Below are 16,296 nucleotides of genomic sequence, written 5' to 3'. Positions count from 1 at the left end.
GTAATCAGGTAATCAGGTAATCAGGTAATCAGGTAATCAGGTAATCAGGTAATCAGGTAATCAGGTAATCAGGTAATCAGGTAATCAGGTAATCAGGTAATCAGGTAATCAGGTAATCAGGTAATCATAATGACCGCCCATGGCGTACAAGCAGTAAATGGCCGCTGTTCCGTGCCAGGGATGAATAACCTTCTTATTAAATCCCGGCATGGCTCAATAGATGAGGGTGTTTTCACTGTCGCACTGTGTTATGACAATGATATTGACAATCAACAACGCCATTTCAGCAGTAGGTCAGCAATATATATCCCACGTAGACATTTATTATTCCTGCTATCTGTGACCCATATCTCATGCTTTTTTATGCTGATTGATTTCTCAAAGTAGGGTGTTATCATCTAAACATAGAGTAAAGGGCAAACCGGTCGAAAGGTCGGGACGCAAAGCCACCGGTCTAAGGGTTTAAATACCTAAGACAGCGGAGCTGCCATCTGAGAAGAGCGATGTCATCAGTTGTATCTGTGTCATTCTCTTTGATTGCGTTGCCCTTTTCGTACAACGACATGTGACGAAAAGGACATAAAAATGAACACTTCCACCGCTTCCGTTCGCAACAGCGCCATCCGTTTTGCCTCTTCTGCCGCCGCAGCCATGCTGTTGGGCGTCGCTCTGTTGCCGGCAACAGCTTCTGCCTACGATGGCAGCGTGACCTTCACCGGAACCATCTACGAAGCCCCCTGCGACTTTGCTGACAACAGCGTGACCTGCTATTCGGGCACCCAGCGCCAGACCCTGGATCTGGCCAGCCTGCAGCAAGCCGGCAGCCTCAATACCATCAGCAGCACCATGCAGTACAAGCTGTCTGCCGGCAGCAGCAAGATGGCCATAGTGACCGTCAGCTACCTCTGATCGAGTTAGCCATCCCATCTGCCCGGGGTTGTTCATTGCCTCGGGCGGACTTGCTCGCCTCCCCTTAGCAGGTGGAGCCCACGCCGAACACAGCGCTTGTTTAGCATCCAACTGTCGCCCTCTACCGGCACCAGCCCCTCTCACATTTCCTCTCTTGCAAAGTCCTCTCAGGATCCGGCTCACCACACAGCCATAGCGTCGGCTCGGTTTTCCACTTCATCGCCTTCTTCGTACTGTCGCAACAACACCCAGCCAACACATCTCAAACGAGACGTTGATCACACTTGTCAGCCGAAGGCTGAGATACCCCCCAGATGGCAGATGAGTCCTTGCTATCAACTGAGCCCCCAATGGCACTCACTTTGTTTTGATTCAATCTAAATAAATGATTTATATGGCCTGACTGGTGAGTTGATACCCCTTTGGAACTGAGTACATTGCCCGCGATAACCACGCAGACTCTCATCCAAAGGGATAAAAATGAACAATCTGGGAACAAGGTTGCTGCTGCTGGCAGCACCGGGCCTGCTCGCCACCTCGGCGCTGGCCAACTACTCCCCCGCCGACTGGCAACAGTACCGGCTGAACGGTGAATCCAGCCGCCAGCTGAGCGATCGCGTCACCGAAGTCACCTACGAGCTCAGCGCCCGCGATGACAATGCCCCCTATCAGCAACTGCGGGTCTACCGCCGCTTCGACTGGAGCGATGCCAATCTGACCACGCAGGCAGAGCAGCAGTGCGGCGAGCCGCAGCTCAAGATCGAGCAGGGCTGGCAGATCCGCTACCTCAGCTGCGAGCAGGTGGTGCCGGCAGGCAAGGCCATCCCGGCCAGCAGCTATGACTTTGGCTATGGCCTGAAACAGGGCCGCTGGGAACCGCTGACGGGCACCCCGACCGCCCCGCGTCAGGATCGTCTGCCGCTGGCCGAGCGCATCATACTGGGTCACAGCGAGCAGGAGCTGGATCGCTGCGAGCTCAATGCCCAGGGGCGCTGCGCCGAACAGGTTTGGCAATACCAGCCGCAAAACTGGCAACAGCTGAGCGTGCTGGAAGAGACCCCCAACGAGCGGGACGGCCGCCTCGAGCAGATCTTCTTCCGCCTGCAACCCGTGGCGGGCAGTCAGGCCGCCAGCCAGGTGAGCGAGATCCACGTCTGGCGCCAGTACAGCTGGCAGCTGGACGAGACCAAGACACAGCAGGAGTGCGATGAGCCCCAGACCCGCCAGGAAGGGGACAAGACCATCAGCTACCGGGTTTGCCGCCAGACCCTGCCCGCCGGCAGCGAGGTACAGGTAGTACTGAAAGACACCGGCTATCAATACCCGGTCGGTGGCAGCGAATGGCAGACACTGCCGGAAACCGACGAGTGGCAGGAGAGTCGGGTGCTCAATCGCCCCATAGTGCTGGCCAGCAAGGAGGTGCAGCTCGACTGCCGCCGTGCCGATGGCCGCGCCTGCTCCGAGCCGGAACAGCCAGGCACGGATCTGCTGGATGCCGACGCCGCCAGGATAGTGCAGGACGCCAGCGGCCAGCCCGCTCCCGTCTGGCAGGAGAACTATGGCCACGATGACGCCAAGCTGCTGGCCGTGTCCCGCGGCATCCAGAGCCTGCTGGCGGCCAATCAGCCCGCCCATCCGGCCATGAAGCTGTTGCTGGAATACGTGCGCGCCCACAACTATCACAACTACGGCAAACACAAGGAAGACGGCCCGGTCGCCGCCGAGGCACTGGCCGAGGCGCTGACCGCGCTCGGCGCCCATCCGCTGCTCTACCCGGAGCAGGCCAGCGATGAAGTGGGAGCCGTCATGGGCGCCTGGAGCATAGCCCTGCATGGCCAGTTCAAGAGCCCGGCGGTGCAGAGCCGGTTTGGCTCCTTGCTCGGCCAGTTCAACCAGATGCTGGCCTACAGCACCCGGCATGCCAGCGAGATCAATGGTCAGCATGCCTGGGCAACCGGTCTGTTCGATCTGCTCAACTTCCTCGACTTCGCCAGCGACCATAGCGACGCCTTCGCCGCCGACTTCCGCCAGCAGGATGGCGAGCTGCGCAAACAGCTGCACGCCCTCGGCATGAGCGAGCTGTCGCTGTGGCAAGGACGGGATGGCAAGGATCTGTTCCTGCTCAACAACGTGCTGGATGCCTATACCCGCCTCTACCGGGTCGCCCGTTATACCCGTCCCGACGAGAGCGAAGGCTATCGCAAGCTGCTGGATGGCTCAGTCATCGAGCTCATCCGTCATCACGGCCTGATCCCCGGCGGTCAACAGAGTCAGGATCTGCTGGAAGACATGTCACTGACCCTCTCCACCTACTACCTGACCTACACGGATCGCACCAGCGAGGCCTGCATCAGCGGTGACTTTGCCGGACTCTGCACCCCGATCCGAATGGAAGACGTGCTGCCGTTCGAGCACACCTGCTCGCCGACCCTGCGCCTGCGGGCCCAGGAGCTGAGCCAGGATCAGGCCGACGGCATCTGCCGCGAGCTGGGCGCCGAGGAGCAGCAGTTCCATCAGCAGATGGAAACAGGCTGGCAGCCGGTGAGTGATGACAACAACGAGGCGCTGGAGCTGGTGATCTTCAACTCCTCCGCCGATTGGAAGCGCTACGGCAGCGCCCTGTTTGGTGGCGTCTCCACCGACAACGGCGGCATCTACATCGAAGGGGATCCGGCGCGTCCCGGCAACCAGGCCCGCTTCTTCGCCTATGAGGCGGAGTGGAAACGCCCGGCCTTCCAGGTGTGGAACCTGCGCCACGAGTACGTGCACTACCTGGATGGTCGCTTCAACCAGTACGGCAGCTTCGGTCACTACCCGCTCAACCGCACCACCTGGTGGTCGGAAGGGCTGGCTGAGTTCATCGCCCACGGTCAGTGTTTCGCCCGTGGCATGGACAACGTCTCGGGTCGCCCGGCAACCGAGCGACCGAGCCTGGCCGACATACTGCACCTGGATTACGACAAGGGTGGCGAGATGGTCTACTCCTGGTCCTATACGGTGCATCGCTTCCTGAACGAGACCGGCCGCGGCGCCAGCTGGCTGGCCATGGCCCAGGCCCTGCGCAACCCGGATCAGCAGCAGGCAATGAGCGCCTTCGAGGCCGAGCTGGATCAGCTGATCGCCAATGACAGCGAGGCCTACCAGAGCTGGCTGAGCCGCGATCTGCTGCCCTGGTGGGACGCCAACAAGGAGTCTGACGAGTGCAAGGCGAACGACTCCTCCCACTGAGGATGAGACGCTAGCGACAAGGGGCAGCCACGGCTGCCCCCTGTTTTTATACGAAAGGTTTTTATCGGTGCCGGATCAAACGGTTAGCCAGCCACAGTATGCGACAGCCTTTGCCCGAGTGACGCCATCGGCCGCTATCAAGCCTGACGCGCAGCGGCAACTTGTAATAGAATGACCCTCTGTCACCTCTTACTTCAGACCCGAACCGCACCGCGCATGAAGAAGTTTGCCAAGATCCTCCTCGCCTGCTTTTGCCTGTTGCTGGCATCTGCCGCCATGCTGCTGGGCTACAGCGAGTGGACCGTCTCGGACGCCCGTCATTACACCTATGACGACGTCGATGCAGTCCCCTACAACCGGGTCGCCTTGGTGCTAGGCACCTCCAAGTACCTGATCGGGGGCAGTCCGAACCACTACTTCAAGTACAGGATCAAGGCCGCCGCCGAGCTCTACAACAACGGCAAGGTGGACTACATACTGGTGTCCGGTGACAACGCGACCGTGCAATACAACGAGCCGCGCCAGATGCGGCGGGCCCTGATCCAGGCCGGCATCCCGGCCAAGGCCATCTACAGCGACTACGCCGGCTTTCGTACCCTGGACTCCATAGTCCGCGCCAAGGAGGTGTTTGGTCAGGCCCACTTCACCGTGGTGTCGCAGGCCTTTCACAACGAGCGCGCCATCTTCATCGCCCGCCACTTCGGCATCGAGGCCGTCGGCTTCAACGCCAAGGATCCCAGCGCCTATCAGGGCATCAAGACCCGGGTACGCGAGGTATTCGCCCGCCTGATGGGGCTGCTCGATCTCTACGTGCTGGACAAGGGGCCCAAGTTCCTCGGCGAGCCCATCGTCATCGGTGGCCCCACCCCCTGTCAGGCCCTGAGCACCATAGGCGCAAGCCAGCCCTGCCTGCCCATCCCGCCCGTGACCCACAAGCCGCCGGTTGCACCTGCCGCCAGCCCGGCCACGGCGACCAGTGCAGCCACCGCCACTGACGCCGCACTCACCGCCAGTTCCGCCATATCGACCAGCGCGGCCACCGCAAGCAAGGAGGCGGATACAGCCAAAGCGGCCAGCGCTGCCGCCGCAACCAGTGCGGCGCTCTCGATCAGCCCGGCAACCAGTAGCGCCGCCCCCGCTTCGACGCCCTGACAAGAGAGAAACAAGAGACCCGCCATCAGGCGGGTCTCTTTCATTTGGCAGAGTGCACTATCCTGCCGGCGGTCATGCCAACGCGGCACGATAGCGGCGTTCCACCTCGTCCCAGTCGATCACCTGGTAAAACGCGGCTATGTAGTCGGGTCGCTTGTTCTGGTACTTGAGGTAATAGGCGTGCTCCCACACGTCCAGCCCCAGTATGGGCACCTGGCCCTGCATCAGGGGGCTGTCCTGGTTGGCGCTGCTCTCCACCCGCAATCTTCCCTCCTTGTCCACCACCAGCCAGGCCCAGCCGCTGCCAAACCGGCTCAGCGCCGCCTGGGTAAAGGCCTGCCTGAAGGCATCCAGTCCGCCCAGATCCCAATTGATCGCCGCGGCCAGCTCGCCGCCCGGTTCACCGCCCCCTTGCGGGCTCATCACCTGCCAGAACAGGCTGTGGTTGGCGTGGCCGCCGCCGTGATTGCGCACCGCCCCCTGCACGTGCGCCGGCAGGCTGTCGAAGCGGGCAAGCAGCGCATCCACCGGCAGGGCCGCCAGCTCGGGGAGCTCGGTCAGGGCCGCGTTGAGATTGGTGATATAGGTCTGATGGTGACGGCTGTGATGGATTTCCATGGTCAGCGCGTCCAGGTGGGGTTCCAGTGCATCGTAGCCGTAGGCAAGGGCTGGCAGGGTATGGCTCATGATCACCTCTTTTTATTGTGATTAATGCAGTTGATGGGCGGGCTCTGTCTGACACAGACACTGGCCGAGACAGCGCTGAATGGCATCCTGGGTGCCGTGCTTGCGCACGAAGGCGAGTAGCTCGGTGCGGGTGCTGCGGGTGTGGCGCAGGGCGGCATCCCGCAAGGGGACAGGGCTGGCGGGAGACTGGCTGGTGGCGAGCAGGCAGTCGTGGATATGGCACAGCAGATCGGCGGCGCGCTCCGGCAGCGCCATGGCCACCAGCAGATCCGCCAGATTGTGGTGAGCCACCACCAGGGCGGCCACCGCCTCGTCCGCATCGTGCCAGCAGGCGAATTGCTGGCGCGCCAGCCACAATGCCTGCTGGTAATAGGAGAGCGCCTTGGCGTGCTCGCCGGCATCGAAGTGGCGATTGCCACTCAGGGTCTGCACTTTCCAGTGCACCATGCTGCTGTCCGCGTCGCTCGAACCGACCCATCCCTTCACCCAGGTTCCCGTCATGATCCTGACCACTCAAATGATAATAATTATTATTTAACTTATGTGAGTGCCGAACACAAGGGATACTTGTGCCAGCACCGCCAACAGCCCTGCCCATATGGGTAGGGCTTTTTTGAATCTGTCCGTTTGGTGATCATTTGCACAGATGCAAAGGTCCCGCTCCGTCATGCTGGTCGGTACTGGCATGAGGCCGGTGGTTGCCGCTGCGGCAACCTTATTCACAAGGATGGACAAGATGAAAAAATGGCTATTGGTGCTGTTGTGCACCCTGCCCATGCTGGGCCAGGCGGCAGGTTATACCCAGACCCGTTACCCCATAGTGCTGGTGCACGGGCTGTTCGGCTTCGACAGGTTGCTCGGGGTCGATTACTTCTACGGTATCCCCCAGGCGCTGACCCGGGACGGCGCCCGGGTCTACGTGGCACAGGTCTCCGCCACCGAGAGCTCGGAGCTGCGCGGTGAACAGCTGCTCAAGCAGGTGCAGCAGGTGCTCGCCATCACGGGGGCCGACAAGGTCAACCTCATCGGCCACTCCCACGGCGGCCCCACCATACGCTACGTCGCCTCGGTCGCCCCCGAGCTGGTCGCCTCCGCCACCAGCGTGGGAGGGGTCAACTATGGCTCGGAGATCGCCGATCTGGTCCGCGCCAGGGTGGCGCCTGGCTCGGTGGCCGAGAAGCTGGCGGTGGCCGCCGCCTCGGCCCTGTCCGGCGTCATCTCGCTGCTCTCCGGCGGCAGCCAGCTGCCGCAGGATCCCCTCGCCGCCCTCGATGCCCTGACCAGCTCGGGTGCCCAGCGCTTCAACCAGCGCTACCCGGAGGGATTGCCCGGCCAATATTGCGGTGACGGGCCCCTGCAGGCCGCGAACGGCGTCTACTACTTCTCCTGGAGCGGGCGCGGCAACATGACCAACATACTGGATCCGGTGGATCCCGCGCTGGCCCTCACCGGCACCTTCTTCAGCGAACCCAACGACGGTCTGGTCGGGGTGTGCAGCAGCCACCTCGGCAAGGTGATCGGCACCGGCTACCGGATGAACCATCTGGACGAGGTGAACCAGTCGTTCGGCATCCACCACCTGTTTGAAACCGATCCTGTCACCCTCTATCGCCAGCACGCCAATCGCCTGCAGGGGCTGGGGCTATGAAAAGATCCCTGCGGATCGCCGTGCCTCTGGGGTCGGCCCTGCTGCTGGGGGCCGTCCTGTTCTGGCCCGACTCGCCGCCAGATCTGACGGCAGCCCCCGAACAGGGGGCCCTGCGCCATCAGCTGGCCCAGCGTCTGGAACAGGGAGAAACGAACGCGGAGGACGAACTGCTGGCCCGCTACCAGAGCTTTCTGGCGGCGGAGGGCAGCCTGACGGTGCCGGCGGATCCTGGCCTCGCCAGTCTGCAGGTGCTGTTTGACGAGCGCGAGCAGCTGCGCCAGCAGAGCTTCACCCCGGCCGAGCAGGAGCAACTGTTTGCCGAGGACAGGTTGATGGAGCAGTGGACCCTGCGCCGCAAGGCGCTGGCAGAGACGAGCGAGGCCGACAAAAAGATGCTGGCCGATGAGCTCGAACTCTGGCTGGCGGAACAGCCCCAGTGGTTCAGGGAGGCCGAGGCCAACAGCCGCCTGCTCGGCGATCTGCAGGCGCTGGAGCCATTGGCGCCCGCCGAGCGCGACGCCGTGCTGCTGGAGAGGCTGGGGCCTGAAGCGGTGGATCGGCTGCATCAGCTGGAGCAGGGCCAACAAGGGTTCGAACGACAGCTGGCGGGCTATCTGGCCGAACTCAAGCCCCTGCCCACCCTGGATCGGGCCGAGCAGCAGCAGGAGATACTGGCGCGCTGGTTTCCCGCCGAGCAATGGCGGCGGGTGGAGGCTCTCACCCGGCTCAAGCTGGGCGAGTCGTCGCCGCAATGAAAAGGGGGCCCACATCTGGGCCCCCTCGCTTTGCTGCAACCATGTTTATTACGGCTTGTTGGCTCCCGGCAGCGGCTGCCTGGAGGGGAATAGGCCACAACGACAAGGGGGCCCCGACGGCCCCCTTGTTTCATGCTGCAACCGCGATCATTGCGGCTTGTTGGCTCCCGGCAGCGGCTGCCAGCAGGGGAATAGACCACAACGACAAGGGGGCCCCGATGGCCCCCTTGTTTCATGCTGCAACCATGCTTATTGCGGCTTGTTGGCCCCCGGCAGCGGCTGCCAGGTGAGGCGAGTCACTTGCGTGCCCTGCACCTCGCACTTGAGGCAGAGATCCTGCCACCCCTTGTCCTGGCGCAGGGACACTTCCCCCTCTACCCCCTGTTCGGCAATCTTCAGCTTTGCCTGCTCGAAGATCACCTTGTCCCCTCTGGCAAGCTCCATCAGCTTGCCATTGCAGAGCCAGTGGGCGAGATCCGCCCCCTTCAGCTTGACGCCCCCCTTGGCCGCCTTCTGCTCGGCCGGGCTCTGGGCAAACAGTGTGGCCAGCTCGGCGGCCCGCTTGGTGAGCCAGGCCTCGCGCTGCTGCATGCTCATCTTGCTGACGAACTCGGCCGGCTGGCCCTTGTCATCCAGCCACTGGGTGAGCGTCCCCTTGTCATCGAAGGCAAACTGGGCCGCAGGCTCCTTCACCCCGAACAGCTTGCCGCCCTTGAAGTAGTAGCGGCTCTCCCCTTCCAGTTTGCCCTGCTCGTTCATGATGGGCACGGCTATGATGACGGGGGAACCATCGATCCAGGCCTTGATGTCGACGCCATCGTGGCTGAACAGGCGAGTGTCGAGGGCGCTCTCGGCCCCCCGCTCCATCAGGGTGAACTGCTCTGCGAGGGAAGCAGCCACGGAAGGCAGGGAACAGAGCCCCAGCCCCAAGCCGAGGCTCAGGGCGATCACGGTATTGCGCATAAGTGTCCTGTGATTGGCCGAAAGGCCAAGGTTAACTCTCTATCAACCAGGCCCGCAGCCCCTCCCTGTGCTTGTCGCTCAGGGGCAGGGACTGGCGGGTCTGGTAGTCAAAATGGATCAGGGTCGTCTCGGCGGTCACCGCCAGCTCGCCGCCCTGCCAGGCTTCCTGCCAGAGCGTGAAGGAGCTGGAGCCGATGCGACGCACCCCGGTTTTGATCGATACCTGCTGGCCATAAAACAGCTCCCGTTTGAACTGCACCGTATAGCCCGCGATGATCAGGTGCCAGTTGTGCACATCCAGCTCGGGGGAGAAGATGCGAAACAGGGGATCCCGGGCCGCTTCGAACCAGACCGCCGGCACCGTATTGTTGATGTGGCCGAGGGCATCAGTCTCTTGAAAACGGGGTTGGATCTGCATTTCCAGCATGAATATCGACTCCTTGTCGTTGGACCGCGCTCAGGCTAACGCGGCCCGCGTCAGGACTCAAGCTCCCCTGTCTCGGGGCGGGAGCTGCCGCCCGCTTTACCCGCCTCGCTCTCGGCCAGCTCGGGCCTCAGCCAGGCACTGCGAAAATCGAACCAGCCGAGCGCCGTCATGCGCACCCCGTGCACGCCGACCCGGCTCTCCAGCTCCAGCCAGTGGTGGAACAGGGGCACGAACCAGCCCTGTTGCTGCACCCGGGCCAGCAGGGCGCGCGGGCCCGGCTCCTCGCCGCTGGCACGCCACTGCGTCAGACCCTGCCACAGGGGCCGCTGGCTTGCCCACACCTGACGCAGCAGCGGCGTGCCCAGCAGCCAGGCGTAGGGGGCGAAGGCGTGCTCGTGTTCCAGGTTGAGGGTGCCGAGCCAGAGATCCACGTCTTCATCCGCCCCGCTCACCCAGCGGCCGTAATCCAGGGTGCGCACCTCCAGCCGTATCCCCTGTTCCGCCAGCAGGCTGCTCATGGCCCCGGCACACTCGTTGAACTCCAGATGCTGGTTGAAACAGGCGAGCACCAGTGTCGCCGGCAACTGCGCCGGCTTTGGCAACGGCGCGGGCAAGGCCTCGCGCCAGTGAGGCAAGAGGCCCAGCGCGCTGGTCCAGCCCCGCTGCAGCTCGGGGGCGACCCGCGCCATCAGGGCTATGGGGTTGAGCAGGTGGGCCAGCCACTGGCGCAGGGCGGGATCCTGCAAGGATCCGGATCTGTCGTCCTGCAGCAGGAAGTAGCAGCCCGATTCCAGCTCGGACTCGCCGCGCATGGTGCCGAGCTCGGGGCTGTCGCGTCCCAGCTGCAGGTGGCTCTCCAGCCGATCCGCCAGCTCAGGCAGCATCCAGATGTCGATCTCGTCGAGCAGGGCGCGCAAGCCGAAGTAGTCGTCGAAGGCCGCCAGACAGAGGTGCAGGGGATCGTTGGCAGCCACCTTGTAGGGGCCAGTGCCGACCGGCTGCAGGGCAAAACCCGCCTCTCCCTTGAGTTCACGCGGCAAGATGGCGGCCACCGGCTCGGCCAGCAGATGGGGCAGCAGGGGATCCGGACTGTCGAGATACATATCCAGGGTGCGCGGCCAATGGCTCTCCAGCCGGGCGAGGTGGGCGAACAGCGGACGATCGCGCAAGCCGAGCAGGCTCTCCATCACATCCTCCACCGCCAGCTCGCGGCCGTGGTGAAAACGCACGGCCGGCCTCAGATAGAAGCGCCAGTGACAGGGGGCCAGGCACTCCCAGTGGTGGGCCAAATCCCCCTCGATTTCCCCATTTTCCTCATTTCGTCGGGTCAGGCCGTTGAAGATCTGCCGGCTCAGGTGAATTTCGGAGCGACGCAGCGGATCCGTGGGCAACAGCTGGGGCAGCGGACGATAGTAGGGCACCCGCAGGATCTGGCGCCCCTCCCGGGTGGCCTGGCCGAGCTGCTCGATCAGCAGCGGGGTGAGCAGATCCAGTCGTCCCTCCGCCAGCCGCACCGCCTGCGCCAGCTGGCCCTGACTCAGCAGATCCCGCAGCCGGCGCCGGGTCAGGCTCTCCTGGCTGTCGAGCAGCACCAGCCGGGAGCGCCGCCCCCGTCCTGCTTCGGCCGACCAGCTGAGCCAGCCCTGATCCTGCATGCGGCGCAGCAGCAGGCGCGCGTTGCGCGGGGTGCAGCAGAGCAGATCCGCCACCTCGGCGAGGCTTGTCTCCCGCTCATCGCAGCCAAGCTGCTGGGCGAGTCGTTGAAACTGCTGGTAGAGGCGACCGGTCGGCATAAAAGAGGAAATCCTATGGCTGTAAGTCATCAGTTTTTACTTCCGCATTTTAGCTCAATACTGCTGGCGAACGTGAGAACCACAGCACAGGAGCACCATGATGAGCCAAGCCAACCCCCTCAAACCGAACCGGATCCAGCAGACCCTGCGTCGTTACTTCAAGCGGATCCTGCCCAAGCCGCTGACCCTGATCGAGGATCCCATGAGCCAGCTCAACCGCCTGATGCAGTGGGACATGCACCAGATAGACGATCGGGAGTATCGTCGCCGTCTCTGAGTGCCATCCCTCGCACGGAGCGCTCAAGGGAGACGCATATCGTCAGCGGGCGCAATTGCTTTGCCGGATTGGGTGGTTTACATCGGCGCTGGGCCTGATAGATTGGACGTCTATCCATCTATAACTGCTACCCAGCAACATCCAACAAGGAGTGTGTGATGAAAGATGCGACCCTGGCCCTGCACCACGGCTTTTCCCACGACCCCACCACCAAGGCCGTCGCCGTGCCCATCTACCAGACGGTGGCCTATGAGTTCGACAGCGCCCAGCACGGGGCGGATCTGTTCAACCTGGCGGTGCCTGGCAACATCTATACCCGCATCATGAACCCCACCAACGACGTGCTGGAACAGCGGATGGCCGTGCTGGAGGGGGGCATTGCCGGTCTGGTGGTCTCGGCGGGTTCCGCCGCCATCACCTACGCCATCCAGGCGCTGACCGCCGCCGGTGACAACATAGTCTCCACGCCCCAGCTCTATGGCGGCACCTACACACTGTTCGCCCACATGCTGCCGAGCTTCGGGGTCGAAGTGCGCTTCGCCAGGGATGACAGCGCCGAGGCCATCGCCGCCCTCATCGACGACAAGACCAAGGCGGTCTACTGCGAGAGCATTGGCAACCCGGCGGGCAACATAGTCGACCTGGCCGCCTTCGCCAAGGTAGCCCACGCCCGTGGCGTGCCCCTCATCGTCGACAACACGGTCGCCACCCCCGTGCTCTGCAAACCCATAGAGCACGGCGCCGACATAGTGGTGCACAGCCTCACCAAGTACGTGGGTGGCCACGGCAACTCACTGGGTGGCGTCATCGTCGACTCGGGCAAGTTCCCCTGGGCGGATAACGCCGAACGCTTCCCCCAGCTCACCCAGCCCGAGCCCTCCTACCACGGCGTGGTCTACACCGACGCCTTCGGCCCCGCCGCCTTCATCGGCCGGGTGCGCACAGTGCCGCTGCGCAATACAGGTGCGGCGCTGGCCCCCATGAACGCCTTCCTGCTGCTGCAGGGGCTGGAGACCCTGAGCCTGCGCATGGAGCGCCACGTGGACAACGCCCTGCGGGTCGCCCACCACCTCAAGCATCACCCCAAGGTAGCCTGGGTCAGCTACGCTGGACTGCCGGGCCACCCCCACTACCTGCTGGCGGAGAAGTACATGGCCGGCCGGCCGTCGGCCATCCTCTCGTTCGGCCTGAAGGAGGGCTACGAAGCGGGTGTGCGCTTCTACGATGCGCTCAAGATCTTCAAACGGCTGGTCAATATCGGCGACGCCAAGTCGCTGGCCTGCCACCCCGCCTCCACCACCCATCGCCAGCTGAGCGAAGCCGAGCAGGCCAGGGCGGGGGTGAAACCGGAGATGATCCGGCTGTCGGTGGGGATCGAAGCGATCGAGGACATATTGGCGGATCTGGATCAGGCGCTGGAGGCCTGAGCCAACCGACGAGAGAGCGGGCATTGCCCGCTCTTTTTTATCCGCCGGTGAACCAGCCGCCTCGCCGAGGCGTATACCGACTCCTGCCACCGAATCGAGGTTCCCATGATAGTCCTGCATCACCTGAACAAATCCCGCTCCCAACGTATCATCTGGTTGCTCGAAGAGCTGGGGCTGCCTTACCAGATCAAGGCCTACCAGCGCGACGCCACCACCTTTCTGGCGCCGCCCGAACTCAAGGCCATCCACCCCCTCGGCAAGTCGCCTGTCATCGAGCTGGAAGGCCGGGTGCTGGCAGAGTCCGGCGCCATCACCGAGTACCTGATTGCCCGATACGCGGCCGACAGGCTGGCGCCGGCCCAGGATAGCCCCGACTACCCCGAGTACCTGCAGTGGCTCCACTTTGCCGAGAGTTCAGGCATATTGCCGCTGCTGCTGGACATGTTCGTGCGCAAGGATGGCAGCCCGATGCGCTTCCTGCCGGACTACGCCAAGGCGGAGTGTGCCAAGGTGCTGGGCTATCTCGATGAGGTGCTGGCGACCCGCAGTTATCTGGTAGGGGATCGCCTCTCCGGCGCCGACATCATGAACTCCTTCCTGGTGGATCTGCTGGCCCAGGGCGGTCAGCTGGCCCAGTTCCCGCACCTGCAGGCCTACTGGCAGCGACTCAACACTCATCCGGCCCGCCAGAAGGCGGCGGCGCTGGAGCGCGAGCTGGATCTGGGCGCCTGACCCTCTGCCCTCAGGACCCCACCCCGGAATGCAAAACGCCCCGACAACCGGGGCGTTTTTTTCAGCTCGTCAACCAGATGATCAGAGCGCGTGGGACAGGATCCTGGCCGCACTTATTGTCAGGATCGCCCCTTGGCCAAGGACCTCAGGCCTAGAGGGCGTGAGAAAGGATCCGCGCCACTCTGATTGCAAGGCGCAAGTCCCCTGACTTAAAGCGCGTGAGAAAGGATCCTGGCTACCTTGTCGGGATCTATGTCCTGCTGCTCCCCCAGCGCGGTCAGGCCGAAGCGCTTGAGGTTGGAGCAGATGCCGGGGATGCAGCTCTCGCTCAGACCGTAGTCGGCGAGACGGGTGCCCACCCCCATCTGCCGGAAGAATTGCTCGGTGCGGATGATAGCCTCCTCGATGCGCAGCGCCTTGTCCTCCCGGCTCGAATGCCAGACCCGCTCGGCGAACTGGGCCAGCTTCTCCTGCTTCTGGGCCGATTGCTCACGCAGCAGGGAGGGCAGCACCACAGCCAGGCTCTGGGCATGATCCAGCCCGTGCAGCGCGGTGAGCTGGTGGCCGATGGCATGGGTGGACCAGTCCTGCGGCACGCCGCGGCCGATGAGACCATTGAGCGCCAGGCTGGCGGCCCACATCAGGTTGGCACGCACCTGGTAGTTGGTGGGCTCCACCAGCGCCTTGGGGCCGTTATCCACCAGCACCTGCAGCAAGCCTTCCGCCAGCCGATCCTGCACCTCGCCCCCCACCGGGAAGGTGAGGTACTGCTCTATGATGTGGACGAAGGCATCCACCACCCCGTTGCCGATCTGACGGGTGGGCAGGCTGTAGGTGGTGACGGGATCCAGCACCGCAAACACGGGTTGCACCAGCGGATTCATGAAGGAGAGCTTGGCCTCCCCCCGGCTCACCACGGCGGCGGGATTGCTCTCCGAGCCGGTGGCGGGCAGGGTCAGCACGCAGCCCAGTGGCAGCGCCGCCTTGACGGGTGCCTTGTGCAGCAATATCTCCCAGGGATCCGCCCCCTCGAAGCAGGCCGCGGCGGCCACGAACTTGGTGCCATCCACCACGGATCCGCCGCCGACCGCCAGCAGGAAGTCGATGCGCTCGCGCTTGACCAGATCCACCGCCTCCATCAGCTGATCGTACTGGGGGTTGGCGCCGATACCGGGGAACTCCTGCCAATCCCTCCCCGCCAATGCCTGGGTCAGTTGCTCATAGACGCCGTTCTGCTTGATGCTGCCGCCGCCGTAGAGCACCAGCAGGCGGCTGCCCGCCGGGATCAGATCGGGCAGGCTGGCTATCTGGCCTTCACCGAAACAGACGCGGGTAGGATTGGCATATTGGAAGTTGTACACGGCAGAGCCCTCGCTTGAATGCATGCAGGGAATTGTGCGCCTGTGGCGCCATGAGGTCAAAAAACGGGAGCTGGCTATCAAAACACGCATTGCGTTCGAGTCCGGCGGGGTAGCCAGGCGCGGCTCTGCTATGGTCTGTCAGGAAGGCGGTGCCATGCCCCATCAGGACCCACATGCCCACCACCTCTCATCCTCATTTTCCCGTCATAAGGTCTGAAACATGAAACTGAAGCATGCATGGATTGCCGGTCTGCTCTCCCTCTCGACCTGTCTGGTGCAAGCCGCCGAGGTGGTCACCGAAGTCGCGACCGCCCCGGGCAAGGCCAATCTGGTGGAAGCCGTGACCGCCCAGGCGACGGTGACCGCCATCGACATGGCGAGCCGCAAGGTCAGCCTGAAGAATGCCGCCGGTGAGGCGTTCGACATAGTCGCTGGTGAGCAGGTCACCAACCTGCAAAACCTCAAGGTCGGCGACGTGGTGGCGCTGAAATACCTGCAGATGCTGGATCTGGAACTGCTCAAGGGCACGGCAGGCGTCAGACAGCGCGTCGTCGAGGTGGATGCGGACAAGGCTGCCGCGGGCCAGAAACCGGGGGCCGGGGTTGGCGTCAAGGTCACACTGTACGGGGACGTCATCGCCGTCGACAAGGCGCAGCAGACGGTCACGGTCAAGGGGGTGGATCACACCCTGGTGCTCAAGGTGCACAACCCGGCGCAGTTTGCCCTGATCGCCAAGGGGGATCAGATCAAGGCCGTCCAGACCCAGGCGGTGGGCATCGGCATAGTGCCCGAGAAAAAATAGTACCCGAAAAAAATAGTACCCGAGAAAAAATAAGCAGCGAATCCCCTGCCGGCGCAGCCTGGGCCGCACTGGCAGGCTCAGCCCGATCAAAAAGGGAACGGCATCCGCCCTCCCTTTTTTGCTGCCTCTTTTGTG

The 16,296-nt window shown here is 63.2% G+C and carries 15 protein-coding genes and 1 riboswitch; of the genes, 9 read left to right on the top strand and 6 right to left on the bottom strand.

Annotated features, from left to right (window positions below):
- Positions 1–405: 405 nt before the first annotated feature.
- A riboswitch (cyclic di-GMP riboswitch) is annotated at positions 406–492 on the top strand.
- A gap of 93 nt (positions 493–585) precedes the next feature.
- The 3 genes from AACW87_RS20975 (at position 586) to AACW87_RS20965 (ending at position 5,289) form a co-directional block, all read left to right on the top strand.
- Complete coding sequence (locus AACW87_RS20975) at positions 586–909, top strand: hypothetical protein (protein WP_043140467.1); 324 nt, start codon at positions 586–588, stop codon at positions 907–909.
- 480 nt (positions 910–1,389) lie between these two features.
- Positions 1,390–4,137: a collagenase gene (locus AACW87_RS20970; protein ID WP_241326051.1), complete on the top strand. Its 2,748-nt coding sequence runs from the start codon at positions 1,390–1,392 to the stop codon at positions 4,135–4,137.
- A gap of 171 nt (positions 4,138–4,308) precedes the next feature.
- Complete coding sequence (locus AACW87_RS20965) at positions 4,309–5,289, top strand: SanA/YdcF family protein (RefSeq protein WP_241326050.1); 981 nt, start codon at positions 4,309–4,311, stop codon at positions 5,287–5,289.
- A 72-nt stretch (positions 5,290–5,361) separates the two neighbouring features.
- Here AACW87_RS20965 and AACW87_RS20960 read toward each other — a convergent pair whose 3' ends face one another.
- Both AACW87_RS20960 and AACW87_RS20955 read right to left on the bottom strand, forming a co-directional pair.
- Positions 5,362–5,976 carry a superoxide dismutase gene (locus tag AACW87_RS20960; RefSeq protein WP_241326049.1) on the bottom strand — a complete coding sequence of 205 codons (615 nt, stop codon included), beginning with the start codon at positions 5,974–5,976 and terminating at the stop codon, positions 5,362–5,364.
- Between the two features lie 21 nt (positions 5,977–5,997).
- Positions 5,998–6,423 (bottom strand): hypothetical protein, encoded by a 426-nt coding sequence (locus AACW87_RS20955; RefSeq protein WP_043557062.1) that lies wholly within the window; start codon positions 6,421–6,423, stop codon positions 5,998–6,000.
- Positions 6,424–6,712: 289 nt separating this feature from the next.
- On the opposite strand from AACW87_RS20955, the gene AACW87_RS20950 reads away from it, so the two are divergent.
- Together AACW87_RS20950 and AACW87_RS20945 are read left to right on the top strand one after the other, a co-directional pair.
- Positions 6,713–7,624, top strand: coding sequence for a lipase family alpha/beta hydrolase (locus AACW87_RS20950; protein ID WP_241326048.1), 912 nt, complete (start codon positions 6,713–6,715; stop codon positions 7,622–7,624).
- On the top strand, positions 7,621–8,379 hold the full coding sequence (locus AACW87_RS20945; RefSeq protein WP_241326047.1) for a lipase secretion chaperone: 759 nt from the start codon (positions 7,621–7,623) through the stop codon (positions 8,377–8,379). Before AACW87_RS20950 ends, AACW87_RS20945 begins: the two co-directional genes overlap by 4 nt.
- Positions 8,380–8,628: 249 nt before the next feature.
- On the opposite strand, the gene AACW87_RS20940 is transcribed toward AACW87_RS20945, so the two are convergent.
- From AACW87_RS20940 to sgrR, 3 genes are read right to left on the bottom strand one after another with little or no spacing between them, the layout of a single operon-like run.
- Positions 8,629–9,342: a hypothetical protein gene (locus AACW87_RS20940; RefSeq protein ID WP_241326046.1), complete on the bottom strand. Its 714-nt coding sequence runs from the start codon at positions 9,340–9,342 to the stop codon at positions 8,629–8,631.
- A gap of 31 nt (positions 9,343–9,373) precedes the next feature.
- The gene (locus AACW87_RS20935) at positions 9,374–9,769 is read right to left on the bottom strand and encodes an acyl-CoA thioesterase (protein ID WP_043140443.1); all 396 of its coding nucleotides are present in this window, start codon (positions 9,767–9,769) and stop codon (positions 9,374–9,376) included.
- Between the two features lie 50 nt (positions 9,770–9,819).
- Positions 9,820–11,562, bottom strand: a complete 1,743-nt coding sequence (sgrR, locus tag AACW87_RS20930; RefSeq protein WP_241326045.1) for an HTH-type transcriptional regulator SgrR — start codon at positions 11,560–11,562, stop codon at positions 9,820–9,822.
- 100 nt (positions 11,563–11,662) lie between these two features.
- Here sgrR and AACW87_RS20925 point away from each other — a divergent pair, with 100 nt between their 5' ends.
- From AACW87_RS20925 to AACW87_RS20915, 3 genes are all read left to right on the top strand, one after another.
- Complete coding sequence (locus tag AACW87_RS20925; RefSeq protein WP_103471704.1) at positions 11,663–11,839, top strand: hypothetical protein; 177 nt, start codon at positions 11,663–11,665, stop codon at positions 11,837–11,839.
- Positions 11,840–11,997: 158 nt separating this feature from the next.
- The gene (locus tag AACW87_RS20920) at positions 11,998–13,266 is read left to right on the top strand and encodes an O-acetylhomoserine aminocarboxypropyltransferase/cysteine synthase family protein (protein ID WP_241326044.1); all 1,269 of its coding nucleotides are present in this window, start codon (positions 11,998–12,000) and stop codon (positions 13,264–13,266) included.
- Positions 13,267–13,371: 105 nt separating this feature from the next.
- Positions 13,372–13,998, top strand: a complete 627-nt coding sequence (locus tag AACW87_RS20915; protein ID WP_241326043.1) for a glutathione S-transferase family protein — start codon at positions 13,372–13,374, stop codon at positions 13,996–13,998.
- 209 nt (positions 13,999–14,207) lie between these two features.
- Here AACW87_RS20915 and AACW87_RS20910 read toward each other — a convergent pair whose 3' ends face one another.
- Positions 14,208–15,383 carry an iron-containing alcohol dehydrogenase gene (locus AACW87_RS20910; protein ID WP_241326042.1) on the bottom strand — a complete coding sequence of 392 codons (1,176 nt, stop codon included), beginning with the start codon at positions 15,381–15,383 and terminating at the stop codon, positions 14,208–14,210.
- A 196-nt stretch (positions 15,384–15,579) separates the two neighbouring features.
- Here AACW87_RS20910 and AACW87_RS20905 point away from each other — a divergent pair, with 196 nt between their 5' ends.
- On the top strand, positions 15,580–16,161 hold the full coding sequence (locus tag AACW87_RS20905; protein ID WP_098980900.1) for a hypothetical protein: 582 nt from the start codon (positions 15,580–15,582) through the stop codon (positions 16,159–16,161).
- Positions 16,162–16,296: the final 135 nt, after the last annotated feature.

This window comes from Aeromonas sp. MR7 (assembly GCF_963899385.1).
In the GTDB taxonomy this organism is placed as follows: Bacteria; Pseudomonadota; Gammaproteobacteria; order Enterobacterales; family Aeromonadaceae; genus Aeromonas; species Aeromonas bestiarum.
Note: the sequence above shows the minus strand (reverse complement) of the source record. Positions and strands in the feature narration are given on the sequence as shown.

Bases quoted from the DNA above. Each gene is read 5' to 3' on its own strand.
- AACW87_RS20950 (WP_241326048.1), top strand. From the start codon at position 6,713: ATGAAAAAATGGCTATTGGTGCTGTTGTGCACCCTGCCCATGCTGGGC.
- AACW87_RS20905 (WP_098980900.1), top strand. From the start codon at position 15,580: ATGAAACTGAAGCATGCATGGATTGCCGGTCTGCTCTCCCTCTCGACC.
- AACW87_RS20945 (WP_241326047.1), top strand. From the start codon at position 7,621: ATGAAAAGATCCCTGCGGATCGCCGTGCCTCTGGGGTCGGCCCTGCTG.
- AACW87_RS20910 (WP_241326042.1), bottom strand. From the start codon at position 15,383: ATGCATTCAAGCGAGGGCTCTGCCGTGTACAACTTCCAATATGCCAAT.
- AACW87_RS20970 (WP_241326051.1), top strand. From the start codon at position 1,390: ATGAACAATCTGGGAACAAGGTTGCTGCTGCTGGCAGCACCGGGCCTG.
- AACW87_RS20935 (WP_043140443.1), bottom strand. From the start codon at position 9,769: ATGCTGGAAATGCAGATCCAACCCCGTTTTCAAGAGACTGATGCCCTC.
- AACW87_RS20940 (WP_241326046.1), bottom strand. From the start codon at position 9,342: ATGCGCAATACCGTGATCGCCCTGAGCCTCGGCTTGGGGCTGGGGCTC.
- AACW87_RS20925 (WP_103471704.1), top strand. From the start codon at position 11,663: ATGAGCCAAGCCAACCCCCTCAAACCGAACCGGATCCAGCAGACCCTG.
- AACW87_RS20960 (WP_241326049.1), bottom strand. From the start codon at position 5,976: ATGAGCCATACCCTGCCAGCCCTTGCCTACGGCTACGATGCACTGGAA.
- AACW87_RS20920 (WP_241326044.1), top strand. From the start codon at position 11,998: ATGAAAGATGCGACCCTGGCCCTGCACCACGGCTTTTCCCACGACCCC.
- sgrR (WP_241326045.1), bottom strand. From the start codon at position 11,562: ATGCCGACCGGTCGCCTCTACCAGCAGTTTCAACGACTCGCCCAGCAG.
- AACW87_RS20915 (WP_241326043.1), top strand. From the start codon at position 13,372: ATGATAGTCCTGCATCACCTGAACAAATCCCGCTCCCAACGTATCATC.
- AACW87_RS20955 (WP_043557062.1), bottom strand. From the start codon at position 6,423: ATGGTGCACTGGAAAGTGCAGACCCTGAGTGGCAATCGCCACTTCGAT.
- AACW87_RS20975 (WP_043140467.1), top strand. From the start codon at position 586: ATGAACACTTCCACCGCTTCCGTTCGCAACAGCGCCATCCGTTTTGCC.
- AACW87_RS20965 (WP_241326050.1), top strand. From the start codon at position 4,309: ATGACCCTCTGTCACCTCTTACTTCAGACCCGAACCGCACCGCGCATG.